Here is a 25,171-nt window from a genome sequence, read left to right as displayed (position 1 = left end):
AGCCGCCGTTTTTATCCTGATATCTTGTTTTAATGAATTGTGTTTAATGAGTCGGTAACTGCACACCGGAAAACAGTTCATCCACTTCAGCTTTATTATGACGGGAAATCGCATCCTGCACCACCTCTTTTGTCAGGTGTGGTGCAAACTGCTGGATGAAATCGTACATAAAGCCACGCAGGAAAGTACCTCTGCGGAAACCAATCTTGGTGACACTGGGTTCGAACAGATGGCTGGCATTCAGGGGAACCAGATCTGAATCGAGTTCCGGGTCATAGGCCATACCGGCAATAATGCCGACTCCGAGATTCAGGCGAACATAGGTTTTAATGACATCCGCATCGGTCGCAGTAAATACGACTCTGGGCGACAGCCCTTCGTTCATGAAAGCTTCATCCAGCTTGGAGCGACCGGTAAAACCAAATACATAAGTCACCAGCGGGTAACGGGCAACATCCTGAAGTGTCAGCTCCGATACCTGGGTGAGAGGATGGTCTTTGGGTACAAGGACGCAACGATTCCAACGATAACAGGGCATCATGACCAAATCGTTGAACAGCTCCAGAGCTTCCGTGGCAATGGCAAAGTCAACGGTACCATCCGCGGCCATTTCGGCAATCTGGATAGGTGTTCCCTGATGCATATGCAGTGAAACATCCGGGTATTGGGCAATAAATTTGTTGATGATGTCAGGCAGCGCATAACGGGCCTGAGTGTGGGTCGTGGCAATAGACAGACTCCCTTTACGTTCATCGCTGAACTCCTGGGCCACCTGTTTGATGCTTTCGACTTTTCTCAGAATTTCACCGGCAGTATCAATGATCTTTTCGCCTGCAGGTGTGATTCTCGTCAAATGCTTACCGCTGCGGGCAAACACTTCAACACCGAGTTCATCTTCAAGTAATCGAATTTGTTTACTGATACCGGGCTGGGAAGTGTAAAGGCTCTGCGCTGTGGCTGAAACGTTGAGGTCATGGTGGGCGACCTCCCAGATATAGCGCAGTTGTTGCAGCTTCATTTATGGCCTCCGGTCAAGCTTACTAAACCTATAGCATGAAAATTTATTCTGTATTCTTAGTACTATACGATATAAGCGAATAGCATTTAATTACTTCCAAGAATACAAGCCGGTCGCTACAGTTACCAGCAAATCATGTGTTTAATATCATGATTTCAAACATCGCCTGAGCTACTTATAACTTTAGACCATATTTCATGGATGCATTACTCTACATTTCGGCAGGTGCCTGCGTGGGATTTGCGGTAGGTTTAACCGGTATCGGAGGCGGATCTCTCATGACTCCGCTACTGCTCGTTTTTGGTTTTCCGGCGCATATCGCCATTGGTACCGACCTTATGTATGCCGCCTTGACCAAGAGCGGCGGGGTGCTGACACACCATCGCCAGAAAAGCGTGGACTGGCTGCTGGTCAAAGCTATGTGTGCAGGCAGTATTCCTACTACCATCGCGACCATTATCACCCTGAAATACATGTTTGCCGGGAGCGATCATTATAGCCTGATCTTAACAACCTGCCTTGGTTTTATGCTTTCTTTAACCGCTCTCGTACTGTTCTTTCGTCGCCAGCTAATGTCAATCCGCATCCTGAATAACGCGCAATGGTCAGACCAGCGCCGCTTCAATGTCACGGTAATGATGGGGGCTTTGCTGGGGGTTCTGGTCACACTCTCGTCCGTTGGAGCCGGAGCACTGGGAACCGCTATTTTGTTGATGCTGTATCCAATGCTCTCCCCGGTGAAGGTGGTTGGTACCGATATAGCCCACGCCGTTCCACTCACCCTGGTCGCAGGACTTGGCCATATCTGGCTGGGCAATGTTGACTTTGGACTACTTGGTGTCCTGCTGATCGGTTCTCTGCCTGCAGTCCATTTCGGCACCCGTCTTGGACGACATCTGCCGGAGAACGCAATGCGCATTCTTCTGGCCAGCATACTGCTTATTCTTGGTATTCGTTATCTGATTTAGCTGTTAAACCATGATCGCCAAAGTATCACTGCACAATAGTTCTGTGAAATCCGGTTCAATTCTTCAGTAACAGTTGCAGCCCCTGTCCCTCATGAATTAGAGTGACTGTCCACCGTCAAGCTATGTCGGTTTTTACTGCGATCTGAAAACAACAGACTGCTCGGTGAGTAAATCCCCCTTGACGAGGGAGTAACAATGATAAAAGCCCCGGACTGAGAACATCATGACTGCATTACCTATCGAAAACCTTAACATTGAATCTCAGGAAGTACTGGTCACACCGGAACTCCTGAAGCAGGAAATTCCTGTCAGTGAGGCCGCTGCCCGTACCGTATCCGAAAGCCGTCAGATCATACGGGATATTATTGATGGCAAAGATCCTCGTCTGTTCATTGTTATTGGTCCCTGCTCCATCCATGATGTCAGTGCTGCTCTTGATTACGCCCAGAGGCTGAAAGCACTCAGTGAAGAGGTCGGGGATACCTTATATCTGGTCATGCGGGTGTATTTTGAAAAGCCAAGAACCACCGTTGGCTGGAAGGGTCTCATTAATGACCCTTACCTGAACGACTCTTTCAAGATCGCGGACGGCCTGCATATTGGCCGGCGCTTACTGATGGATGTGGCTGAAATGGGTTTACCGACAGCAACGGAGGCACTGGATCCCATTTCTCCCCAGTACCTTCAGGATCTGGTCGCCTGGTCAGCCATTGGAGCGCGTACCACAGAATCGCAGACCCACCGTGAAATGGCCAGCGGTCTGTCATCGGCGGTTGGATTTAAAAACGGTACGGATGGCGGACTGGAAGTCGCAATCAACGCTCTGAACTCCGTATCAAAGCCCCACCGTTTCCTAGGTATCAGCGGCAATGGTCAGGTTGCAGTCACGAGAACCAAAGGTAACCCCTATGGTCATGTCGTTCTGCGTGGCGGCAGTGAGAAACCGAACTATGACTCAGTCAGCGTGGCCATCTGCGAACAGGAACTGCACAAGGCCGGTATCAAACCCAACATCATGGTGGACTGCTCTCACGCCAACTCTAATAAAGACCCAAGTCTGCAGCCTCTGGTGCTGGAAAACGTGACCAACCAGATCATAGAAGGCAATGAATCTATCGTTGGACTGATGGTCGAAAGCAATATTGGCTGGGGTGCGCAAAAAATCAGTGACAAAATGGAGTACGGTGTTTCGGTGACTGACGCCTGCATCGACTGGGAAACCACAGAAACAACTCTGCGAGCTATGCACAATAAGCTTAAAGACGTTCTTCCCGCAAGGAAACGAGTTCAGTAAAAACGCTTACTATAAAGAACGACCGGAAAATCGTTGTACTTTTCCGGTCTTATACCAATTCATATTTAGAAGATGGGATTGGTATTATTCAGTCAGAACTTAACCAAACAATTCAAATTGCGGAGAGTGGCTCTGTGGAGTCACTTCTGTATCCAGCTCTTCCTGCTCCTGATCACCGCTTTCCAGTATCAGCGCCATTTGAGTTTCCGGCACCTCTTCATCCACTTCCTCAAAAGCATTCAGGGCACCACCTTTACGCTCAAGTGGCATATTGCTGATACGACGCTTCAGGATGGCGGAACAAATCGGGCAAGCCTGGCTTAAAAGATGGTTCGTCAGCACCTCATAGCGAAAGTTGCCATGCAGTACCTCGGTACACAAAGTACGGTCATCCCGGGACTCAATATCCAGATTTGCTTCCACCAGATGGTAGTCTCCGTCACCGGCCTCAGCGTTTCCAGAATCAATAGCCACGAAAAAATTGGACAGAATGGTTTGCTTGTATCGCTTCACGGGATCAAAGTACCCATATCAAGGTACTGCTATCAAAGTACCGAAAAAATGCCAGACATAAAAGGCGGAAGACCATACACGATTATGCACTCATGGCATACCGGAATCACGAAATTTAAGTAAAAATACCAGTCTAGTTATACGACAAAAAATATGTACATGAACAGCTGATCCCCATCAAACTGACTCAAAGGGTTGATACTGTATCTTAAGAATAAACCAGAATTTCTCTCCTTCAGGGGTTTTCACGACCACCTCGTCGTCAACCTGCTTACCAATCAGTGCCTTTGCCATAGGGGAATCGATGGTAATATGACCTTTGCTGACATCAATTTCATCTGAACCGACTATACGACAACGCAGGATTTCGCCGGTTTCACTCTCAATTTCAACCCAGGCACCAAAGAAACACTTCCCTTCTTGCTCTGGTGAATAATCTACTACTTTTACACTCTCAAGTCGTTTGGTCAGAAAACGCAGCCTGCGATCTATACTGCGTAGCTCCCGCTTGCCTTCTTTGTATTCAGCATTTTCAGACCTGTCTCCAAGGGCTGCGGCTTCTGATACAGCCTGAGTCACCTGAGGCCTTTTCACTTTCCAGAGCCATTCGAGTTCTTTTTGCAAAGCTTCCTTTCCGGCGCGGGTAATCAGGTTGGACTTCATTAATGTGCCATCATATCTTTTCTAAACATAAATAATATAAGCAGCCACCCCTCCACCTCAACTATGACTGTAAGTCACCATAATCCATTACCCTCTTAAATAACCTGATGAGGCACAAGGTAATGAAGCAAATAGACATTAACAATATGATTGGATAAATGATACTGAACAGAGCGCAAATATCAAAACCTGCGCACCCTATCGTTAATCATCGTTTTGCGTAACCGTTGCATCTGCCAACTATCTGCATTTTCCCCAATCAACATCGTGACTATGGATTCGCTCGGAAGCCATATAGTAAATGACTTGCTTATCTTTCACCTGATAGTCACTGTCCGGGTTCAACTGCAGATCATCGCCGGTAACCGTTTCTGCCACCCCCAGAATCATGGCTTCATATTCTGTTTTAAAATAACTCATCAGTCTGGAAAAGCTCACCGATCCAAAACCTTCAGGCACAATGATAGAAAACTGAGTTGGCCCCTGAAGGGTGGATAACAATTGCTCCTGAATTCGTGATGATCCCGGATCCTGAGCCGACCTGACCAGCATTTCCATTGAAATATCCGAATGACACTCAACCTGCGGACAATGTGATTTTAATAAGTCTGCCATACCCTGAGTATCAAACCAGGCAACAATATGGGCATCGGTTCCTGTCGCTACCACAGTCAGGCAGGAGGCAAGGGTTTTGTCGTCATTGCCACGATAGATAATGATGCGAGAAGCCGAACGTATGCCGGATCGCCTCAAAAGATCTTCGCTGTGCAAGTTCTCCCCACGAACAAAGTGAACAGAATCAGGGAATGGATTATCCATCTCTTCTGTTGCACACAGCACCACCTTACGGGCAATTCTGCGGGTATCACCATAGATCAGGTTTACCATCTGTGTCGTATGCTCAGGGTTCCAGCCGAGTATGACAATATGGTCATCGAACATGGAATAATCGCCTTTTCCCTGCATGCCTTTTCTCCAGATATTGACAAAAGTAGACGACATTTTTCCTAGAAATGCCGCAAACACCACCACGGCGCCAGGCATCATAAAAAACGCAGCCACCATTCGCCCCCCCATTGTCTGGGGACTCAGATCACCATAGCCAATGGTGGTGGCCGTAGTGACAAAATAGTAAAACCAGACACCCGGTTCAGTCAGTCCCTGTTCGCCCGAAAGCTCCATTAAAAACCAGCTGCCAAAATACAGAGCACACAGCAATGCCACAATGGCAAGCCAGGTTAACCGGACCAATTGCTGATTCAAATAGAACAGGGTGGTCTTAAGTAGCTTTACCACATTCAACCATCGCTTTAAGCTAATAAATTCATGACAAGCATAACACTATCGTCTATATGTCATAAGTGTTCATACTGTCAGCACCCTTGCCATGAAATAATACCAATAACACGACCTATGGAACTCTTAACGTTACTGACTGCAACCGGAGCCCATTGATGAGTCAAAAACCTTGGATTCACCTGCCACTGCGTGAAGGCCAGTGCTCCCGGCAGGCACACTGCGATCTACCCGAAGGTACTTATGAGCGCGAACTCGGACGCGAAGGTTTTTTCGGTCCGGTGACACAGATGCATCACCAGCACCCTCCCACCGGCTGGAGCCATTTTGAAGGCCCGCTGCGCCCACACGCCCTGGATCTTACCAAGCTGAACAGTACACTGGACTGCCCATGGTCCGTTACGCCCTTTCTGTATAATCAGGACACTGCTATTCGCTACTGGCAACTACCAAAATCCATGGAGCATCTGGTACGAAACAGTGACGGCGATGAGCTGCTGTTTATTCATCAGGGACAGGGGGATTTTTTCTGCGATTACGGACACCTGTCCATCACCGAAGGCGATTATCTGGTTATCCCCAGAGGTACTGCCTGGCGAATAGAAACACCGCAGCCAGTTGATATACTGATGATCGAGAACAAGGACGGCTGCTATCGTTTACCTGATAAAGGTGTCACGGGCTACAACGCTATTTACGATCCCGCCGTTCTCGATCACCCTGAAATCAATGATCAGTTCAAAGCTCAGCAGGACGAGAACGAATGGCAGATTCGCATCAAACGGCTGGACGCTATTTCAACCCTGACTTATCCGTTCAACCCCCTTGATGCGGTTGGCTGGCACGGCACCAATACAGTCGTAAGACTGAACTGGCGCGATATCCGTCCTCTGACCAGCCATCGTTACCATCTGCCGCCATCGGTTCATACGACATTTGTCGGTCAGGGCTTTGTTGTCTGTACATTCTGCCCCCGCCCTATTGAAACAGACCCTGATGCGCTGAAGGTGCCCTTTTTCCATAACAATGACGATTTTGATGAAGTCATTTTTTATCATCAGGGCAACTTTTTCAGCCGTGATCACATTGATGCAGGCATGATTACCTTCCATCCCTGCGGCTTTCCCCACGGCCCACATCCTAAAGCCCTGAAGAAAAGTCAGGAAGATCCTCACACCTTCACCAATGAAGTGGCAGTGATGATTGATACCCGGCGTCCGTTGCAGATGTCCAGTCAGGCGGAACAGGTGGACATCAAAGCCTATGCCGATTCATGGAAAAGCCCTCTCTAACCCGATAAAAAATAGCAGGATACGACCATGAAACTTGCCAGCTACCAGTCCGGACGAGATGGTCAACTGCACATGGTGTCCAGTGATCTCAAACTGGCGATACCCGTTCCCGACATTGCCAGTACCCTGAGAGACTGTCTCGACAACTGGGATAACCTGTTACCACAGCTTGTCCGTTGTCAGCAGGATCTTAATGCTGGCAATCTGGAGAGCAAAGCCACTCCCTTTAACCCGGCACGTTGCAGTGCTCCTCTGCCCAGAGCCACCCAATGGCTGGACGGAAGTGCCTATGTCAATCATGTCGAACTGGCCAGAAAAGCCCGTGGTGCTGCCATGCCAGAACGGTTCTGGACAGATCCCCTGATGTATCAGGGCGTTTCCGATAACCTGTTGGGTCCCTGTGACAATATTGTTGCCAATTCCGCCTGGGGCGTCGATTTTGAAGCCGAGCTGGCGGTGATCACCGATGACGTTCCAATGGGCTGCAGTGCTGAAGAGGCTCACAAGCACATTCTTCTGGTCACCCTGTGCAACGACATTTCGTTACGCAACCTGATACCCGATGAACTGGAGAAAGGCTTTGGATTTGTTCAGAGCAAACCGCCCAGCACGTTTGGACCTGTTGCAGTGACGCCGGATGAACTGGGTACTTATTGGCAGGACGGAAAACTCAGCCTGCCCATGCAAGTTCATTTTAATAACCAGCCTTTTGGGCATCCCGACTGTGCCCGGGATATGACCTTTAACTTCAACCAGCTCATTGCCCACGCCGCCAAAACCAGACCTCTGGGAAGAGGTACCATTATCGGTTCTGGCACCGTATCCAACAAAGACAAAAGTACCGGATCCTGTTGTCTGGTCGAGCAGAGAATGCTGGAAATCATAGCTGGAGGACAAACTCTGACACCGTACTTAAAAGCAGGAGATACCGTTCGCATAGAAGTGACCACACCGGAAGGGCAAAGCCTGTTTGGTGCCATTGAGCAGACTTATACGGGAAATTCCTAAGCATCTGCTACTTTTAGCTTTCTAATCTATTAGAGAGCATGCCATGCAGAAACAGTCTGCCACTTTTTTTGTACTCACCTCAGTGTTTTTCAGTGGCTATTTACAGGCCGGTTTGTCTTTTGACAAACACATAGACTTTGGCCATGTACCTGCAGGCGCTGAAAAAACCCAGACCATTATGATTTGTAACACTGATCCCAATGAATCACTGCTTCTGGATAAACCGCCTGAAGGGTTTCGTTTTCTAAACGAGCCTGCTGAATTAACATTTTCAGAGTCCCGCTGCCATGAGCTGGAAGTAGTCTTTGCTCCGGCCATGACTGCCAGCGAACTTACAGAGCATGGTGATGCCCGTGGAAAGGAGAGCCCGAATCTCTTTCTTACAGGCACTCTGAGTGCCAGTGAGGGTCCGGTAAAACTCACGAGCCTCAGCGGATTGGGTGTCAGTCGTCAGCACTGGATGACTCTCTATCCCCCCCACAGTGATACCTACTTCTATCACACACAAATGGATTTCAACAAAACCACTGATTTTGCTTATAAGGATGCCGCTACTATTTCAAGCGCCACTTTCAGCGCCTCCTCTGAAATCGTTGTCAGTTTTAAAAACACACATCTGACTAAAATTCTTCTGACCGATAACCGGGGAAAGTGGGACTGGAGCATCAATCGTAATCTGAAAATGCCGGCAGAGTACTGTTCTCTGTCCCTGTCGCCTGACCAGCAGTGGGTGGTCGGTGGTGATGCCTATGACCATAAAATCGACCTGTACAAAGCTCGTGATGTACCCATCAATCCATTGGCCTCTCTTTCGCCCACCGACAGATCAAAGCACCAGAAAGATAAACTATACCGGGTATGCAGTACTGTATTCAGTGCTACAAGCACACATCTTTTTGCTCTGGGATCGTCTTTAGGAAACAAGAAGCCAACCTGGCTAACCGCATGGCAGTTCAACCAAGCTCTGGGCAGGCTGGAACAGGTAACGGATCAGGTACAGGTAGGTCGAACAACAGAAAATAACTTCGGCCAGTCACCTCATGGAATCGCAGTGAGCAGAAAACTGTCTGCCAATTACGTAGTAGCCAGCCATCAGCATCTTTCAAAACACCCGATTGACCGCTTCTACTTTAACGATCTTACCGGGAAATTTAAGCTTGTGAATCAAATCAAGACAAAGATCGTTCCAAGCAAGCTGAGTATGACATCCAACGGGCAGTTTGTTGTCATTGCACCGTTCCTGTCGAACCAGCCGATGGAAATACATCAGTGCTACAGTGGCGGTTGCGACATTATTCAGACAGCTGACAAATACATTCACCCGGATTTCAGTTTTGCTCCTCACGATGTCCAGTTTGCTTATCGGTCAAACCTTTTAGCTGTCGCAGAGGAAGATGAAGATCGCCTGACTATTCTAAAGCCTCAGAACGGTATTCTGCGCTGGGAAGTGCATCAGTCATTAAGTAAAAAGAAAGGGTTTATGCCACTGGTCGAACCAACCCAGCTGGAATTCAGCAAAGACAACCGTTGGCTGATGGCGGTATCACAGTCAAGACTGTTGATTTTTGCCAAACTGCAATTTTCAAACATCTCACAGACCATCCGCTGGCGTTCAGCTCCCCGTTGGTGGACCGACTACCTGAGTGAGCTGTGTATGAATGACAGCGACATTACCAGCAAAGCGGTCTGCGTCGATTGACGCGCGGATACTCCCATCAAAAAAACGGCGACTTACTGTTAACCTGTAAGTCGCCGTTTGGATCGGAATCTATGACAATGGTTTAATTGCTGTTACGCTCAACCAGCAACGTCATTCCATCCGCACCGACAACAACAACCTTCGCACCCGCTTCAATGGCTTCACTAGCCTGTACTTTCCAGAGTGTATCACCCACCTGCACCCTGCCCTGGCCATGAACCAACGTCTCAGAAACTTCTACTACCCGGCCAACCAGCTGAGCAGCCCGGTTATTAAGCTGATGGTTGTCAGACTTCTCGTTAACGCGCCGGAACAGTTTCCAGTACGCCACGGTCAACACCAGGCTGCCCGCCCCGAACCAGACCAATTGCCAACCCCAGCTTAAGTCCGGTACTAACCAGAGCAATGCAGCCAGCAATAATCCGGACAAAGCACTGCCCAGCAAAAAACCTCCGGTTCCCAGCGCTTCCAGGCCCAGAAACAGAAACCCCATAATCAACCAGTGCCAGGGTTGTATAGACGACAGAAAATCCATCATGATAGTGTCGTTAACCTGTTATTTAAGGGGACTTATTGCCCGACAAATCACCAACCAGCTCCTTGATACCTGCCAGAGAGCCGATCACACTGCTGGCTTCAAGCGGCATCATAATCAACTTGCTGTTATCGGCTGCACCGACTTCTTTCAAAGCTTCGACATATTTTTGGGCAACAAAGTAGTTAATCGCCCGCTGATCACCACTGGCTATGGCCTGAGAAACCGCTTCCGTCGCTTTCGCTTCCGCCTCGGCCAGTCGCTCCCTGGCTTCGGCTTCGCGCTTGGCGGCTTCCAACTCACCCTCAGCCTGCAGAATCTGGGCCTGCTTCTCACCTTCAGCGACTTTAATGGCCGCTTCACGGGCACCTTCGGCTTCAAGAATCTGGGCACGCTTGTCACGTTCCGCCTTCATCTGCCGCGCCATGGCTTCCACCAGATCCTGCGGCGGTGCAATATCACGCAGTTCAATACGGGTGACTTTCAGACCCCACGGATCAGTGGCTTCATCGACCTTGGTCAACAACTGTCCGTTGATGCGGTCACGGTTAGACAACATTTCATCCAGCTCCATAGAACCTAGTACCGCACGAATATTGGTCATTACAAGATTCTGCATGGCTCTGGGCAAATCGTTTACTTCATAGGACGCTCTTACTGCATCCTGAACCTGAAAGAAACACACCGCATCGGTGGTGACCTGGGCATTATCGGATGAAATCACTTCCTGTGGCGCAATATCAAGCACCTGCTCCATCATGTTCATCTTGTTACCCACCGTGTCGATCACCGGCACGATAACATGCAACCCGGGTGGCAGGGTTTTGGTGTACTTCCCGAAACGCTCCACTGTGTAGTTATAGCCCTGGGGAACCATTCGAACCCCGGTCGCAATCAGCACAGCTATCAGCAGTACAAATGCAATAGCAGTGATTTCAAATCCCATAATTCAACTCCATGTGAGGGTTGCCAGAAAATACAACGCTTGGCTTGTCAGTAGCCCATGTTGAAATGAGCGGCTGAAAAGGCTCTGGCTATTCTATGCCTTACCGCCCAAGGGGGCAAAGTACTAAATCCATCATAAAATCATTGATGCCATGTCCTTCACATGTGACCAACGCTTTTCGTGCAACTGTTAAATTCAAAAAGAGAACAGATAAAAAATCGCTGTACTGTTTCAACTGCTCATAACCGGACATACAGTACATGCCCTAAGGAACATCCAACACCCTCTTTATGACACTCTGCATCCTGCTGGTGCTGTTGATGCAGGCGGTTTTTTTGTGCCTTGAAGCCGGTGCCGTCCGCAGTAAAAACACCGTTAATGTCGCAGCCAAAAATCTGGTAGACCTGATTCTTGTGACGCTGTTCTACTTTGCCATCGGATTTACTATCCAGTACGGCTGGTTTTCTGATTTCAGTCAGAATGCCCATCCCGATGGTCAGCACTATCCCTACATTTTTTTACTGTTCCAAACCCTGTTTGCCGCCACGGCTGCCACGATTGTTTCCGGAGCCGTGTCAGAACGCTGTGGTCTGGGCGCTTACATGGTGATCAGTCTGATCATCGTCACACTGATCTACCCAATCTCCGGACAATGGGTTTGGGGCGGCGTGTTTGATACTCCTCAGGGCTGGCTGGCAAAAGCAGGTTTTGTGGATTTTGCCGGTGCGACACAGGTTCATGCATTAGGAGGCGCTGTTGCTCTGGCATCCGTACTGGTCATAGGCCCTCGACTTGGATTTGGTGAGCAGAGTTATAAAGTCTTCAGAGGGCTGAACCAGACGCTTAGTCTGCTGGGCGTGATGCTGCTATGGCTGGGATGGTTTGGTTTTAATATGGGCAGTCTGTTAAAAATGGATGCCCTGCTGAGTCTGGTGATGATCAACACTTTTATTTCAGCTTGTGCGGGAGGGCTCGCCAGCCTAGTCTGGAGTATAGTCTTTTTCCATAAAACCGATATTCCCATGGTGGCAAACGGTGTACTGGCAGGACTGGTGGGAATCACCGCCGGAGCCCACGCTGTTCAACCTCCTGAAGCCATTCTGATTGGTTCAATGGCCGGGCTGATTTGCAGTGGCATGACCGTTTTCCTTGAGCACCATAAAATTGATGACGTCATCGGCGCTATTCCGGTTCATCTTGGTGCCGGCACCTGGGGAGCTCTGTCAGTAGGACTGCTGGGTGATCCCGAAATACTTAATACCGGACACGACTTAATCTCCCAGTTTGGCATTCAGCTGCTCGGTGTTAGCTGCGTCGTAGTCTGGTCATTTGTCATGAGCTATACACTGCTTAAAGTTGTCAACCGATGGTACCCACTCAGAGTGAGTGCAGAAAGTGAACAGATAGGTCTGAATATCAGCGAACACGGTGCTATCACCGAACTGTCAGAAATTGTCCACGACCTTGAATTGCAGGCACAGAGTCAACAATATAAATCGCTGGAGAGCGATCCTTTCTCTGAGCTTTCCGGTATTACCCAACAATACAACCATATCCTTGAGTCATTCCTGAGCAGTCAAAAGGCGCTGGAAAGCAGCCTGGAAACATTGCAGACAACCAACAATGAACTGACAGAGCAGAAGTCACAGGCTGACTCTGCCAACCGGCAAAAGACGCTCTTTATTACCAAAGTCAGTCAGGAAATCAGAACCCCACTCAATAGCATTCTGGCGACATCAGAAATGCTGGGTTTGGAAACACTGTCGGACGAGCAACAACAATGGGTTGATATTATCAATCAGTCTGGGCACGCCCTTCTCGATATAGTGAATGATGTTATCGATTATTCCAGACTGGAGTCCGGTCATTTGCCGTTGCAAACGGCGGCATTTGACCTGCCTGAAATGATAGAGCAGTGCCGGAAAGTATTCCTGACAGAAGTGCTGAACAAAGATCTGAAATTCCATATTTATATTGAAATGGGCATTCCAAAAACGATAACCGCCGATGCACGCCGGTTGCGTCAGGTCATTATTAACCTGCTGGGCAATGCCTGTCGTTATACCGATCATGGAACGATAAGCCTTTCGGTAACACGGAATCACACTACTAATTATCTGGTTCTTGAGGTCATTGATACAGGAACAGGCCTGCCTGCTGAAAGCCTTGAAACAGTATTTGACGCATTCGGTCAGGAAGAAGAGTTTGCCGATAAAGAAGCCCACAGCAGCGGTCTGGGGTTGACGATATGCAAACAACTGGTTGAATTGATGGGTGGAAAAATATCGGTAAAGAGTGAAGAGGGTAATGGTTCCCACTTCACCGTTCAGATTCCGGTAAAGTGGGAGTAACCGTTAGGGTTATTGAACCAGCTCTTGCTCGCTAAACTCACCGTCAAACAGCGCTGTTGACAGGTAACGCTCTCCGGAATCCGGCAGTATCACGACAACTTTCTTACCTTTATGTACAGGCTCCTGAGCTACTTTCAGAGCCGCTGCAACGGCTGCACCGCTTGAAATACCGGCCAGAATGCCTTCTTCACGCATCAGCTTCAGCGCCATGGCAATGGCGTCTTCATTGCTGACCTGCTCCACCTGGTCCACCAGCGACAGATCCAGATTACCCGGTACAAAGCCAGCGCCAATACCCTGAATTTTATGGGGTGCGGGTTTAACTTCTTTACCGGTCAGAGTCTGGGTAATAACCGGTGACGCCGTAGGTTCAACGGCTACAGAAGTCATTTTCTTACCCCGAACTTCCTTGATATAGCGGGAAACACCCGTGATAGTTCCGCCGGTGCCTACACCCGCAACAAAGATATCAATCTCGCCATCGGTGTCGTTCCAGATTTCCGGCCCCGTGGTTTCTTCATGGATTTTTGGATTCGCCGGATTCTCAAACTGTTGCAACAGCAAAAACTGTTCAGGATTGGTTTCAGCAATCTCTTTTGCCTTTGCCACTGCACCCGACATGCCCTTGGCTGGTTCGGTCAGAACAATCTTGGCACCCAGAGCCTTAATCACTTTCCGTCGCTCAAGACTCATGGAAGACGGCATGGTCAGGGTTAAAGGAATACCTTTGGCAGATGCAACAAACGCCAGTGCAATACCGGTGTTGCCACTGGTGGGTTCTACCAGTTCCATGCCATCACGCAGTTTACCCGAAGCTTCCGCTTCCCAGATCATGCTGGCACCAATACGGCACTTCACGCTATTGGCCGGATTGCGTGATTCAATCTTTACGTAAATTTCATGATCGCCGGCAATGCGGTTCAGCCGAACCAGAGGTGTGTTACCAATTGACAGGGAGTTGTCTGCGAAAACCTTGGCCATTTTATTAACCCATAGTCGTTGATAGTGACTTTTATATGCATGAAAGGATAAACAAGCAAGGCCATCATATCGCAGCATTATATAAATTGAAGGAATATATTATTCTTATTTAATAACTATTTAGAATATAAATTCTCGTTATAAGGCAGAAGCCTTTCTCTGCCTGCTAAACAAAACCAGACGAAAACCCACAGCCGAAATTAACATAACAATGACAGGTAAAGGCCAGGCTTCCGGTATTGAATAGCCAATCAGTGCCGCCAGAGCAATAATCAACAGCGCACTGAGTTGAAAACCATGCTGATACCAGTATTCGCCATCCACCTGATACAGTGCTTGAACATTCAGTCGCCAATTTCTGCAGTAATAATCCACCAGCAAGACTCCGGCAATGGCGGCAAACAATACGCTCGCTTTTTCCAGAGTCTGCAGATAGCTATGAATGACTTCAGCCATGCCCGACAGCCAGATGGCAGGAATACTGATCAGCAAGGTACAGGTAAATCGACTAACCGGTTCAAGCGTATGGCTGAGTGACAAACCACCCGTATACAAATTAATGACATTAATGGTCCAGTTATCCATCACAATCAGCACCATCATCGCGACGGTCATCAACAAGCTGGAGTCCATACGCAGGACATTGTGGTAAAGCTCATCAGCACTGCCGCCCACAACGGTCATCATCCAGGCACCCAGCCCTGCTCCCAGCGCCACACCGAACAACGCGCCGGACATTGCCCCCACCCAGAGGCTTCTTCGGCTATTGACATAGCGCACCAGATCAGCGGAATCGGCCACATTGGTCAGCATGCTGCCGACGATGGCATTAAACCAGAGCATGACCAGGAGCCAGTCATTGCCTGATGGCAAACCAAACCAGTTCTGACTGGCAGTCTGTTTATCCCAGAGCTGGATGACAATAATCATGAGGCAGAGGATTTTAAGGGGTAAAGCCCGCCCAAAAAGTCCCTGCAACCACCTGTACCCCACCAGAGCGACAGAAACCTGAAGTACAGCAAACATCAGTGAGACCGTGGTCAGGGGTAATTCAACGCCAAAGTGTTCTGATAAAATAGCCGTCAGTGCCAGACTGCTCACCAGAGTCTGAAAGGCAAACCAGTATACAGAACAAATGACCCTCAGCGGTGACGTCAGCCAGCGCCCGCCCCTAACTCCCAACGCAGTACGACACGCCATTTGCCCGGTCAGCCCGTAATCCACCCCCATCCGTGCCATAACCAATAGCACAACCATGGCGACAAACAGAGATACCACCTGAGTCATGACCACCACAAGAAACGACAAACCGCTTGCCACACCCAGCGCTGCACTGAATATACTGGCAGGATTCACCAGAAAATTGGCCATGATGACAAACAGGTCGTAACTCCCGGACCGGCGCTGGCCGGACGGAACGGGTTGAGTACCATAGGTTTCAATCTGGGATCGGAAGCGGGCTATCGGGGAGTGCAAACGTTTATTTCCTGAGTCATAAAAAAGACTCAGGATAGAACAGGTAAAGAAGACCCGCTAAGTACTCAGCCATACGGAATCGAATATTTCTGGCTTATTGGGCAGGTGCTCTGCAAGGCGCAACGGAGGGAGCATAGCAAGCTATGTGACCAGAGTTGCAACGCAGTCACGACTGCATGGATGCAGGAGATAGGGTAACGCAGGAGCAGTTACCGAGAGTGCCTGAACAATGAGTCAGAAAATATGATTTCGTATTGTTGAGTACTTAACTCTGGCTGGCAACCAGCGCCTGTTCAATATCGGCAAGAATATCATCAATATGCTCGATACCAATGGACAACCGGGTAGTGGGTCAAACCTGTGATCATAAAAGTCTGTAGACCTTGCCAACACCGAGATAACAAGATGAGAAATCACAGATTTAGACCACTACCGAATAATTATTACTGGAAGGCGGATCATAACCCAGTGTCGCTAAAAACAAATACGATCCACATCATATTTATACAGCGAAATTGAAAATGGCAGACCAGTGTCTGCCATTTCCGAACAATTTTCAGGCAATCAGCTCATTACGCACTCACAGCCGGTAGGTCGCCTGATAACTGATCTCTTTAGAGCTTTTAGCCGGCACTTTGACAGTCAGAGTCCGCAAACCATCCAGAGAAGCACCCTTGACGTCACTAATTTTCAATAATCCGGAATCACGCTCGGTCAGAGTCAGTTGAACTTCAACATCCTGATCATTTCGAATCACCGCCTGCCACTGGTTTTTCAGGCTTTTATCCTGTTGCTGGGAACTCTTCAGGTCGCGCTCAACCCGAACCGCCAGAGCTTCTCCCATGGTCAAACGGGCATAATCGCCGGATGTCGTCTGAGCCAGCCAGCTTTCACCCGCTATGATCGTTGCACCATCACTGGTTTCTTCAAACAGCTTTACCGGTGCAGCAGGCAGGTCTTTGTCGGTTTTGAAACGATAGGTCAGCCGGGGTCTTTCCGTTATGCTGTTGCGAGCGCCATAAGAGCGTCCGTAAATATCAAGCGTGTAGAGTTTTTCAACCTTCAGCGGATCCATATGCAACAGACTGAGCTGTTGGCTGGAACGTGCAGGTAAGCGGGTTCCCTGTGGCAGTTTCTGAACCAGCATCTCCCCCACTCGCTCACCGGCAGAGTCCATGGCTGGCGAAGCAGCTTCCATCATCATCTGCTTGCTGCGGGCATAACCGACCGATCTGCCAGTGTCTCCTGACACCAGCCGGATATCAGCCTGACTGAAGCTGGTATCACTGTTATTGTTCAGCAGTGCGCTCAGTTCCAGTCGGGCAGTACCGGAATCGTTGACGCTCATGCGGTAATGGTTGCTGAAACGAACGGACGGTGTGACATAAGACAACTGCAGATTATCAGCATTGAGCTGCTTCATTTGTTCCGGAGTAAACGACGCAGAAATTCTTGAACTCAGCTGGTTATCCGACACCATGGCATCCCGACCCGCCAGACGAATGCCCTGAGGATCATTCCAGTCAACAAGATACTGCCGTCCATTGGTGCCCTGAACCAGCGCAAGGCCGGAATGGTAAGACAACATCGTGCCCTGTACCGGTACATTCAGACCACCACCGAGCAGTTCAACCTGTTTACCCACCATACCGCGATAAATGGTATCCCGATTCAAACCGCCCTGTTGCCAGAGCAGTTGGGCCGGTGTCACCGAACCCGATTGCATCTGATAGCTCAGCTCAAGACTGTCGGTATCCCAGTCACGGGGCATCCCCACCACCTGCAAACTACCCTGATCCGTTGGTTTTACAAACAGTGAATGCCGTACAAATGCCTTGTCAGAATACAGAGTCAGACTGGATTGACCGGCATGGCTGATATCCACACGCCCGACCCCGGCTTGAGCCCCATCCTGAGCCATCAGCGGCTGAACACTCAATGCGCCTGCTAACACCAGAGCGAAACTCAGACGATTAATGAGCATGCGATTCTCCTTTCAGTTATCAGGGCAGCTACTATCTGACACTGCGTATCAATAAACAACAATGATAGCCAACAATAATTGAATGAGAATGGCGCGAGTCACCAATAAAATCAACAGAAGCCCCGTGCTTTTACAAAGGGCTTTGAAAAACCGGTAAAACGAAAAGAAAAGGCAAAGCCCCCTGAGGATAGCGGGGGCACATGAAAAATGATTACCAGTAGGGATTTTCCAAATTCAGATCAGTCGCACGACCATAGCCCGGTACCGACAGTTTCTGATCGGTATACTCCAACTCTTCACCACTGAGCACGCCTTCACCAAATTGATAAATGGGCGTCATAGTGCCCTGCTGGTGCTGGTCTTCATAACCTCGCTGGCGCTCAATAGTGGCTTCCTGTCGATGCTGCCATTCGGTACTGGCTTTTTCACCGTGCTTTTTCTGCAACATCGAGCGGGCAACATCAGGGCTTAACACCAATGCTGTGGCGTTATTGCCACCAAAACCCTTGGCATTGACGAGCGTCATGTCCATTCCGTTGACACCGGTGTCCAGATGATCTGTCAGGATATTCAAATGGGAAGCGTGAACATCATCGGCGATGTTATGGATAGTTCGGATACCGGGAATAACGCCCTGATCCCAAACCCCCAGCGTAGACATCATCTGGTCACCACCGGCCACCCCGATAGAGTGCCCCACGTAACTCTTCACTGCAGACACTGCCCACTGATCAATACCAAAGACTTTGGCTGTTTCATTGAGGATATGGGATTCCGTTACACGATTTTGGGGCGTCCCCGTGCCATGGGCCTGAACATAGCTGCGCTGACGTAAAGATTGCTCACCCAGAATGGATCGACCCAAAGCGGCAGCCCGTGCAACCGTCAGATAGTTACCAGCGCCCGGAGCCGATATGGACTTCTTGTAACCATCCGCATTGACAAACACATCCGCTACTGCACCCATCACCTCGGCACCGGCTTCCATAGCCAGTTCATCATCCATCAGAATCAGGAACTGGGATGATTCAGCCAGAGTAAAACCAGCATTATTGGCAAAGGGGCGACAGGCTCTGCGCCAGTCCGGATCTTCACTGTCCAGCAGCTCATCCAGCCCCCTCAACGCGGAATCGGTCGCCAGCGCTCCCATGGTGGTATAACCGTCCATAATTTCCGGTGTTACAGGCGCTTCACTATTGCCTACTACCACCAGACGACGGCGCCCGCTGCGAATATCGTTCACGGCCAGTTGCAGATTGTAGAGCATGGTGGCGCAGGCACCCATGCTGGTACCGGTAGCGCCCAGTGAACCGAGAATATAGGCATTAATAAAGTCCGCTGACATTTCCGCAAAACCCAGCGGACACTGCTTGGACGTCACGCGTTTACCCAACAAACGCGCCTGCATCATGCCGCCATTGCCGTTGTAATCGAGCTGACTCATGGCACTGCCGGAATACACCGCCATTTCTTCCGGCGCCAGCAATCCTTTCAGACCCGTCCAATCGAGACCGGAAGACAATACAGCATCCGATGCACCGAACACCGTCATGGCCAGTGAACGGGGATGATGGCGGGATTGATAGAGCTTTTCCGGTTGAAAGCCTGTTGGCAACTGGCCTGCTGCCTTTACCGGTGAAACGCGGGTACCGGGCAGCATCATTTTATGACTGGCAGACACTCTGACACGAACGTGTTTGCCGTCAGCCAAAGGTTCTGCCACCCAGCCTTCAGGCAGAGCAGGCAAACGCCGTGCAGGCAGAATCAGTTCAGAGCCTTCCTGAACATTCAGAGCGTTGTGCAGATAAAGATGGTCGGCGTCAAACAGGTTATCTTCCAGCTGGCGTATCAGGGTACCGGCCAGAATCTCCTGTTCACTGGCGGTGTGGTCCAGCCCGCGTAAACGTGCAATGGCCTGCAGGGTTTGTTTTTGTTCGGTTTGCCCGAGTCGGTCAAACACCAGACGTCGGTAACCATGAAAACCGGAGCTACGTCCTGCCGGACTGACGCCACCCTGGGCAACGATAACGGGTAATCTGGACACTCACACACTCCTGACACCAAATGCTGATACCTGTTTCCAGCAACCTGACTAAACAATGAAGAACACTAGGAGGCTGTCCGAGAATAGCGCCCGTAGCGAGGATGGCAGAAAATTGAGGATGAAAAAGCGGTTTTGTAAGGAGAATAGCGAGCTATTTGACGAACAAAAGCGATTTTTCAGACCAATTTGCTGCCACCACAGTAGGGCAGTCTATTCTTGGACAGCCTCCTATGACAGGCAGGAAACAGTACTTTCACTATGACGTCATAGTGTAATGGCACTGTCACAACACCATCTGGACAAAACAGCCAAAGAGTCCGACAATTTAGCCACTCCATTTAACCTCATGGTGCTGAATTAAACAGTGACTTCATTAAAACAAAAGACTGTAGGTTGGGACGAGCGGAACGCGACTCCCAACACGGTGACTCTGCGTACGTTAGACCTGTGTGGCAGCTATCAACAAGCTCACCGTGTTGGGAGTCACTTCGTTCGTCCCAACCTACAGTCTGGATTCATCGAATTAGAGAGTCGTGTGTTGCTGTTCTCCAGGCTTCTTAAGTCAGTGTCATTTTTCAAGTCACTACGAAAGAATCCGGTTAACAAGCAATGATTTCCGACTCTCTCCGATTACGCCATGTCAGGGTACCCTTGCTGGAACATATGCTGACTACCAGCATCAGTCTGCCCATGGAAATGCTGGCGGCCGCCAGTCTTTATAGCCGAATGGATAGTCAGCACTCATCCATAGATGCTCAGCTGTGCAGTCACAACGGTGAGCCGGTGTCATCCCATGGCAACATTCTGCTGACACCGTCTCTGGATCTCGCCGCTTCCGGAACCGCCGACCTGATTTTATTACCGGCTCTGTGGCGTAACCCTATGCCTATTGTCAGGCGTTCACCGGAAACCATTGAATGGATTCGGAAACAGTACCTGAATGGCGCGACCTTCTGTGTCGCTGGTACCGGTGTTGCCCTGATGGCAGAGTGTGGACTGCTGGATCATCAGCCAGCAGCCACACACTGGTATTATCTGAACCGGCTGCGTAAGCACTATCCGGACGTACTGTTCAAACCTCATCACCTCATCACCCGGGCAGGACGCATCTATTGTGCCGGCAGTGTTAACTCGGTGGCTGATCTGATGGTACATATTATCAAGCGCGCTATGGGACGCGACATTGCCAACCGCGTGGCCCAGCAGTTTTCCCATGAAATCCGCCGACCGTTTGAACAAACCCACTACGCTGACGACCACACCACCAGTCACGGTGATGAAATCATTGTGAATTTACAGGACTGGCTAAGGCAGAATATTCAATCTGAAATCGACAGCCTGCGAATGCAGGATATTACCGGCCTGACCCAACGCACCCTGAACCGTCGTTTCCGTGATGCCACCGGCATGTCTCCGTCGCAATACCTGCAACAGCTGCGCCTGAATCATTGCGCCGAGCTATTGAAGTCTACCGACCTGTCCATTACCGAGATTGCCCTGCAATCGGGCTATAACGATCCGGACTACTTCAGCCGACAATTTAAACAACACTACCAGCTTAATCCTTCGGACTTCCGGCGCAGTGTCCGGGGCAAACTGTTTTATCTGGAGACTCAATGACAGAAACGGAGTGGATTACCTGGCTGCTGACCGGGCTGGCATTCCTCGCCACAGGTTCCATTGTTCTATGGTCGTTAAAGCTGGGAATCACACCTACTCCCACCAGCCGAACAGTGCAAAAAACCATGGAGCGATTGTTACCGAAATCAGTAGAAGGCCACATCTATGAACTGGGCTGTGGTTGGGGAACATTGCTTCTGATGCTCAGCAAACACTATCCGAACCACAGGATAACGGGCTATGAGCAATCCACCATTCCGTACCTGTTCGCCAAAGCCGTCACCAGCCATAAGACCAATATCACCGTAAAGAAGAAAGACTTTTTCAATACCCGGCTAGATGATGCCGGGCTCGTTACCTGTTACCTGTTCCCCGGAGGAATGAAGCGGCTTGATCCGTTTCTTAAACAGCAGTTGCCTGGGAAGTGCCCGGTGATCAGTCACACCTTTGCGCTACCGGGTTGGAACAAGATTGAAAAAATAAAAGCGGAGGATTTGTATCGAACGTCCGTGTTCGTCTACAGAAAAGAAAACGAGGTCGTTAGTCCAACTGGCATTAGTCCAACTGGCAAAGCGGGATAGCGTCAGCTCCGGTCTCCAGCCAACGATACATTTCCAGCTGTTCCGGAGAGCAACTGACGCAACCCTTGCTGCACCCTGACTGTTCCTGCACCAGCCTGCCCTTGCGCATCCAGTGTGACAGCATGCCACGCATGGCATCGGGGCTGACATTAAATCGCTGGCTCAGCTCGGCCAGGGACGAAATGCCCTGGCTGCTGAGGTAGTCACGAAGGGCTATGAGCATGAACACTCCCGGCAGTTACCGCACCCGGTTTCAGTGACCAGTTGTCCGCTGTACTGACGGTTACCCATGCGACGCATCACCATAAACAGTATCGCCAGAGTGCCTGCAAAAGCAGCGACCCAGCCCAGCGTTACCAACGGCTGCACAGCCAGCAGCGAGAGCTGGTAGTAGAGAGTAGCGACAGAGTACCCGACAAAGAAGGTCCAGCCTGCCACAAACAGTGTCCAACCCGTTCCGGCTTCCCGATAAATCGCACCCAGCGCCGCAACACAGGGTGTGTAAAGCAGAATAAACAGCAGGTAAGCGACCACGGCAGCTTCACTGGTAAACAGGTTACGCATCACGGCAAAGGTCGTCATGTCTACTTCCTGTTCTTCCGCAACGCTGTCCAGATCATTCAGGTCGCCCACTTCCATACCCAGAGGGTCGGAGAAAGACTCTTTCAAGCCCACAAGGTTTTCCGGAATCGAGGCAAAGGCTTCCGAAATACCACCCATCAGATCAAAAGACTCATCCGCTCCGTCATCACCATTCATATCATCTGCAATGGAGGTGTACATGGCATTGAGCGTACCCACCAGCGCTTCTTTTGCCAGCATACCGGTGAAGATACCCACTGCAGCAGGCCAGTTCTCTTCTTCAATACCCATGGGTTTGAAAGCCGGGGTAATGCTCTGGCCAATATGGCTGAGCATGGACGAACCGGAATCCTGATGACCAAAGCTGCCATCGGTACCCAGTGAGTTCAGTGTGTTGAGCACAACGACCACCAGAACAATCGCTTTACCTGCATTCAGGATAAAGGTCTTGAGACGATCCCAGGTGCGCAAGAGTACCTGTTTTAAAGAAGGCAAATGATAATTGGGCAGCTCTAGAACAAAAGGAGAGGTCTCTCCAGCCAGCAGACTGTTTTTGAGAATGAGTCCGGTCGCGACTGCCGCCAGAATACCCATCAGATACAGGATAAATACAACGTTCTGACCGGTGGCCGGGAAAAAGGCTGCTGCAAACAGGGCATACACCGGCAAACGGGCACCACAGGACATAAACGGTGCCATGGCAATGGTCAGCAGACGGTCTCTCTGGTTATCCAGAGTTCGTGTTGCCATTATCGCAGGCACGTTACAGCCAAAGCCGACCAGCATAGGGACAAAGGCCTTACCCGGCAGGCCAAGGAAGCGCATCAGGCGATCCATAACAAACGCAGCCCTGGCCATATAGCCCGAGTCTTCCAGTACTGACAGAAACAGGAACAAGGCGGCAATAACGGGTATAAAGGTCGCTACGGTCTGGATACCACCACCCACACCTTCAGCCAGCAAGGCGATCACCCAGCCCGGCGCATTGATGCCTTGCAGCACATGAGTGACACCATCCACCATGATGGTACCGACAAGAATTTCAAAGAAATCGATAAAGGCGCTGCCGAAGTTCAACGAGAACATGAACATCAGATACATGACACCAAAGAAAACAGGCAAGCCGAGGAAACGGTTAAGAACCACACGATCAATGCGTTCACTGAGTTGATGATTCAATACACCGCGTTGTTTGATCACCTTTTTCATCATGCCGCCAATGGCATCATAGCGCCCGTTGGCTATCAGGATATCGACTTCAGCACCCTGCTCTCGCTCCAGGGCATCACGTAAGTCAGTACCCTGCTTCAACAAGGCAGAACGGGATGATTCCGGCAGACTGGTAATACCGCTGGTTTCAGCTTCCAGCAATTTGATGGCGCACCAGCGCGCAACCGTTTTGTCTTCAAGGTGTTCGCTGGCTGCGTTTTCCAGACGGGTGATGGCCGGCTCAAGCGCTTTACCCAGAAACAACGGTTTTGAAGCGGGTATAGTGGTTCGAAAGAATTCGTTTAACTGATCTTTAAGGTCTGTCACACCTTCATTTTTGCTGGCGACCATGGTAAATACCGGGCAACCCAGCATTTTTGACAAGGCTTCAGGATCAATCACCATGCCCTTGTCTGCAGCGACATCCATCATGTTAAGAACAACAACGACGGGTAGCCCCATGTCCAGCAACTGCGTGGTCAGGTAAAGGTTTCGCTCAATATTGGAAGCATCCAGAACATTCAGAACCAGCTCGGCTTCACGTTCCAGAATAAAGTCACGGGCAATGCGCTCGTCCATGGATACCTGATCATCCACCACATCAAGGCAGTAGGTACCGGGCAAGTCCACCACTTCGATATCCAGCCCCTGATGCTGGTAATAACCACTCCGGCGCTCAACGGTTACGCCGGGCCAGTTACCCACCCGTTGTTTTGCGCCGGTCAGGGCATTATAAACCGTGGTTTTACCACAATTTGGATTACCGACAATGGCAAACACATGATCACTCATATCCGGCTCACCTCAACCACAGCGGCTTCATCGCGACGAACACTGAGCTGAAAGCCCCGGATCTGAAGCTGGATAGGATCACCCAGAGGAGCAACACGGCACACAGAAAATCGCGCACCCGGTGTCAAACCCATCGCCAGCAATTTGCGTCGATAAGCAGCTCCTGCATCCCGAAAGGCGGTTACCTGTCCGGAATCCCCAACCTGAAGTTCACCAAGAATCGATGTCATATAAATCTCCATTACTGCGATCATAGACAGAAGATAGCTGCAATCACAAAAGGATCGGATAAAGTCAGAAGCTATACATCAAGTCATAC

Annotated in this window: 21 protein-coding genes; 8 read left to right on the top strand and 13 right to left on the bottom strand. The window is 49.9% G+C overall.

Features of this window, described 5'->3' with window-relative positions; translation table 11 throughout:
• Window positions 1–43: 43 nt before the first annotated feature.
• Window positions 44–1,018, bottom strand: a complete 975-nt coding sequence (gene cysB / locus EZMO1_RS11995; RefSeq protein ID WP_034873855.1) for an HTH-type transcriptional regulator CysB — start codon at window positions 1,016–1,018, stop codon at window positions 44–46.
• Between the two features lie 197 nt (window positions 1,019–1,215).
• Here cysB and EZMO1_RS11990 point away from each other — a divergent pair, with 197 nt between their 5' ends.
• Together EZMO1_RS11990 and EZMO1_RS11985 are read left to right on the top strand one after the other, a co-directional pair.
• Window positions 1,216–1,986: a sulfite exporter TauE/SafE family protein gene (locus EZMO1_RS11990; protein ID WP_034873853.1), complete on the top strand. Its 771-nt coding sequence runs from the start codon at window positions 1,216–1,218 to the stop codon at window positions 1,984–1,986.
• A gap of 223 nt (window positions 1,987–2,209) precedes the next feature.
• Complete coding sequence (locus EZMO1_RS11985) at window positions 2,210–3,280, top strand: 3-deoxy-7-phosphoheptulonate synthase (protein WP_034873851.1); 1,071 nt, start codon at window positions 2,210–2,212, stop codon at window positions 3,278–3,280.
• Between the two features lie 99 nt (window positions 3,281–3,379).
• Here EZMO1_RS11985 and EZMO1_RS11980 read toward each other — a convergent pair whose 3' ends face one another.
• From EZMO1_RS11980 to EZMO1_RS11970, 3 genes are all read right to left on the bottom strand, one after another.
• Window positions 3,380–3,754 (bottom strand): hypothetical protein, encoded by a 375-nt coding sequence (locus EZMO1_RS11980; protein ID WP_222842227.1) that lies wholly within the window; start codon window positions 3,752–3,754, stop codon window positions 3,380–3,382.
• 216 nt (window positions 3,755–3,970) lie between these two features.
• Window positions 3,971–4,456: a transcription elongation factor GreB gene (gene greB / locus EZMO1_RS11975; protein WP_034873847.1), complete on the bottom strand. Its 486-nt coding sequence runs from the start codon at window positions 4,454–4,456 to the stop codon at window positions 3,971–3,973.
• Window positions 4,457–4,696: 240 nt separating this feature from the next.
• Window positions 4,697–5,719 (bottom strand): potassium channel family protein, encoded by a 1,023-nt coding sequence (locus EZMO1_RS11970; protein ID WP_222842226.1) that lies wholly within the window; start codon window positions 5,717–5,719, stop codon window positions 4,697–4,699.
• A gap of 191 nt (window positions 5,720–5,910) precedes the next feature.
• Here EZMO1_RS11970 and EZMO1_RS11965 point away from each other — a divergent pair, with 191 nt between their 5' ends.
• From EZMO1_RS11965 to EZMO1_RS11955, 3 genes are read left to right on the top strand one after another with little or no spacing between them, the layout of a single operon-like run.
• Entirely contained in the window at window positions 5,911–7,044 is a 1,134-nt protein-coding gene (locus EZMO1_RS11965; protein ID WP_034873845.1) for a homogentisate 1,2-dioxygenase, read from the top strand.
• A 27-nt stretch (window positions 7,045–7,071) separates the two neighbouring features.
• Window positions 7,072–8,052 (top strand): fumarylacetoacetate hydrolase family protein, encoded by a 981-nt coding sequence (locus tag EZMO1_RS11960; protein ID WP_034873843.1) that lies wholly within the window; start codon window positions 7,072–7,074, stop codon window positions 8,050–8,052.
• Between the two features lie 43 nt (window positions 8,053–8,095).
• On the top strand, window positions 8,096–9,751 hold the full coding sequence (locus EZMO1_RS11955) for a hypothetical protein (RefSeq protein WP_034873841.1): 1,656 nt from the start codon (window positions 8,096–8,098) through the stop codon (window positions 9,749–9,751).
• Window positions 9,752–9,833: 82 nt separating this feature from the next.
• On the opposite strand, the gene EZMO1_RS11950 is transcribed toward EZMO1_RS11955, so the two are convergent.
• Both EZMO1_RS11950 and EZMO1_RS11945 read right to left on the bottom strand, forming a co-directional pair.
• Window positions 9,834–10,289 (bottom strand): NfeD family protein, encoded by a 456-nt coding sequence (locus tag EZMO1_RS11950; RefSeq protein WP_034873839.1) that lies wholly within the window; start codon window positions 10,287–10,289, stop codon window positions 9,834–9,836.
• A gap of 22 nt (window positions 10,290–10,311) precedes the next feature.
• Entirely contained in the window at window positions 10,312–11,232 is a 921-nt protein-coding gene (locus EZMO1_RS11945) for an SPFH domain-containing protein (RefSeq protein ID WP_034873837.1), read from the bottom strand.
• Between the two features lie 290 nt (window positions 11,233–11,522).
• On the opposite strand from EZMO1_RS11945, the gene amt reads away from it, so the two are divergent.
• Window positions 11,523–13,583, top strand: coding sequence for an ammonium transporter (gene amt, locus EZMO1_RS11940; RefSeq protein ID WP_051789566.1), 2,061 nt, complete (start codon window positions 11,523–11,525; stop codon window positions 13,581–13,583).
• Between the two features lie 9 nt (window positions 13,584–13,592).
• Here the strand turns inward: amt and cysK are convergent, their stop codons facing one another.
• The 4 genes from cysK to EZMO1_RS11920 all read right to left on the bottom strand — a co-directional run bounded on the left by cysK (window position 13,593) and on the right by EZMO1_RS11920 (window position 20,068).
• Window positions 13,593–14,564, bottom strand: a complete 972-nt coding sequence (cysK, locus tag EZMO1_RS11935) for a cysteine synthase A (RefSeq protein ID WP_034873835.1) — start codon at window positions 14,562–14,564, stop codon at window positions 13,593–13,595.
• A 138-nt stretch (window positions 14,565–14,702) separates the two neighbouring features.
• Entirely contained in the window at window positions 14,703–16,040 is a 1,338-nt protein-coding gene (locus EZMO1_RS11930; RefSeq protein ID WP_034873833.1) for a purine-cytosine permease family protein, read from the bottom strand.
• A gap of 580 nt (window positions 16,041–16,620) precedes the next feature.
• Window positions 16,621–18,024, bottom strand: a complete 1,404-nt coding sequence (locus EZMO1_RS11925) for a hypothetical protein (protein ID WP_034873832.1) — start codon at window positions 18,022–18,024, stop codon at window positions 16,621–16,623.
• A gap of 211 nt (window positions 18,025–18,235) precedes the next feature.
• The gene (locus tag EZMO1_RS11920) at window positions 18,236–20,068 is read right to left on the bottom strand and encodes a beta-ketoacyl synthase (RefSeq protein WP_034873830.1); all 1,833 of its coding nucleotides are present in this window, start codon (window positions 20,066–20,068) and stop codon (window positions 18,236–18,238) included.
• Between the two features lie 609 nt (window positions 20,069–20,677).
• Between EZMO1_RS11920 and EZMO1_RS11915 the strand changes: the two genes are divergently transcribed.
• Window positions 20,678–21,688, top strand: coding sequence for a GlxA family transcriptional regulator (locus tag EZMO1_RS11915; RefSeq protein ID WP_082211742.1), 1,011 nt, complete (start codon window positions 20,678–20,680; stop codon window positions 21,686–21,688).
• On the top strand, window positions 21,685–22,269 hold the full coding sequence (locus tag EZMO1_RS11910) for a methyltransferase (RefSeq protein ID WP_051789565.1): 585 nt from the start codon (window positions 21,685–21,687) through the stop codon (window positions 22,267–22,269). The genes EZMO1_RS11915 and EZMO1_RS11910 overlap by 4 nt, the downstream gene beginning before the upstream one ends.
• Here the strand turns inward: EZMO1_RS11910 and EZMO1_RS11905 are convergent.
• From EZMO1_RS11905 to EZMO1_RS11895, 3 genes are read right to left on the bottom strand one after another with little or no spacing between them, the layout of a single operon-like run.
• Entirely contained in the window at window positions 22,244–22,492 is a 249-nt protein-coding gene (locus EZMO1_RS11905; RefSeq protein ID WP_034873825.1) for a FeoC-like transcriptional regulator, read from the bottom strand. The genes EZMO1_RS11910 and EZMO1_RS11905 overlap by 26 nt on opposite strands.
• Window positions 22,483–24,852 carry a Fe(2+) transporter permease subunit FeoB gene (feoB, locus tag EZMO1_RS11900; RefSeq protein ID WP_051789563.1) on the bottom strand — a complete coding sequence of 790 codons (2,370 nt, stop codon included), beginning with the start codon at window positions 24,850–24,852 and terminating at the stop codon, window positions 22,483–22,485. Before feoB ends, EZMO1_RS11905 begins: the two co-directional genes overlap by 10 nt.
• On the bottom strand, window positions 24,849–25,082 hold the full coding sequence (locus tag EZMO1_RS11895; protein WP_034875232.1) for a FeoA family protein: 234 nt from the start codon (window positions 25,080–25,082) through the stop codon (window positions 24,849–24,851). Before EZMO1_RS11895 ends, feoB begins: the two co-directional genes overlap by 4 nt.
• Window positions 25,083–25,171: the final 89 nt, after the last annotated feature.

This window comes from Endozoicomonas montiporae CL-33, assembly GCF_001583435.1.
Lineage (GTDB): Bacteria > Pseudomonadota > Gammaproteobacteria > Pseudomonadales > Endozoicomonadaceae > Endozoicomonas_A > Endozoicomonas_A montiporae.
The sequence above is the reverse complement of the archived record's forward strand: the minus strand, read 5'-3'. Positions and strand labels throughout refer to the sequence as shown.

Bases quoted from the DNA above. Each gene is read 5' to 3' on its own strand.
- cysB (WP_034873855.1), bottom strand. From the start codon at position 1,018: ATGAAGCTGCAACAACTGCGCTATATCTGGGAGGTCGCCCACCATGAC.
- EZMO1_RS11990 (WP_034873853.1), top strand. From the start codon at position 1,216: ATGGATGCATTACTCTACATTTCGGCAGGTGCCTGCGTGGGATTTGCG.
- EZMO1_RS11985 (WP_034873851.1), top strand. From the start codon at position 2,210: ATGACTGCATTACCTATCGAAAACCTTAACATTGAATCTCAGGAAGTA.
- greB (WP_034873847.1), bottom strand. From the start codon at position 4,456: ATGAAGTCCAACCTGATTACCCGCGCCGGAAAGGAAGCTTTGCAAAAA.
- EZMO1_RS11965 (WP_034873845.1), top strand. From the start codon at position 5,911: ATGAGTCAAAAACCTTGGATTCACCTGCCACTGCGTGAAGGCCAGTGC.
- EZMO1_RS11960 (WP_034873843.1), top strand. From the start codon at position 7,072: ATGAAACTTGCCAGCTACCAGTCCGGACGAGATGGTCAACTGCACATG.
- EZMO1_RS11955 (WP_034873841.1), top strand. From the start codon at position 8,096: ATGCAGAAACAGTCTGCCACTTTTTTTGTACTCACCTCAGTGTTTTTC.
- EZMO1_RS11950 (WP_034873839.1), bottom strand. From the start codon at position 10,289: ATGATGGATTTTCTGTCGTCTATACAACCCTGGCACTGGTTGATTATG.
- EZMO1_RS11945 (WP_034873837.1), bottom strand. From the start codon at position 11,232: ATGGGATTTGAAATCACTGCTATTGCATTTGTACTGCTGATAGCTGTG.
- amt (WP_051789566.1), top strand. From the start codon at position 11,523: ATGACACTCTGCATCCTGCTGGTGCTGTTGATGCAGGCGGTTTTTTTG.
- cysK (WP_034873835.1), bottom strand. From the start codon at position 14,564: ATGGCCAAGGTTTTCGCAGACAACTCCCTGTCAATTGGTAACACACCT.
- EZMO1_RS11925 (WP_034873832.1), bottom strand. From the start codon at position 18,024: ATGCTCATTAATCGTCTGAGTTTCGCTCTGGTGTTAGCAGGCGCATTG.
- EZMO1_RS11915 (WP_082211742.1), top strand. From the start codon at position 20,678: ATGATTTCCGACTCTCTCCGATTACGCCATGTCAGGGTACCCTTGCTG.
- EZMO1_RS11910 (WP_051789565.1), top strand. From the start codon at position 21,685: ATGACAGAAACGGAGTGGATTACCTGGCTGCTGACCGGGCTGGCATTC.
- EZMO1_RS11905 (WP_034873825.1), bottom strand. From the start codon at position 22,492: ATGCTCATAGCCCTTCGTGACTACCTCAGCAGCCAGGGCATTTCGTCC.
- feoB (WP_051789563.1), bottom strand. From the start codon at position 24,852: ATGAGTGATCATGTGTTTGCCATTGTCGGTAATCCAAATTGTGGTAAA.
- EZMO1_RS11895 (WP_034875232.1), bottom strand. From the start codon at position 25,082: ATGACATCGATTCTTGGTGAACTTCAGGTTGGGGATTCCGGACAGGTA.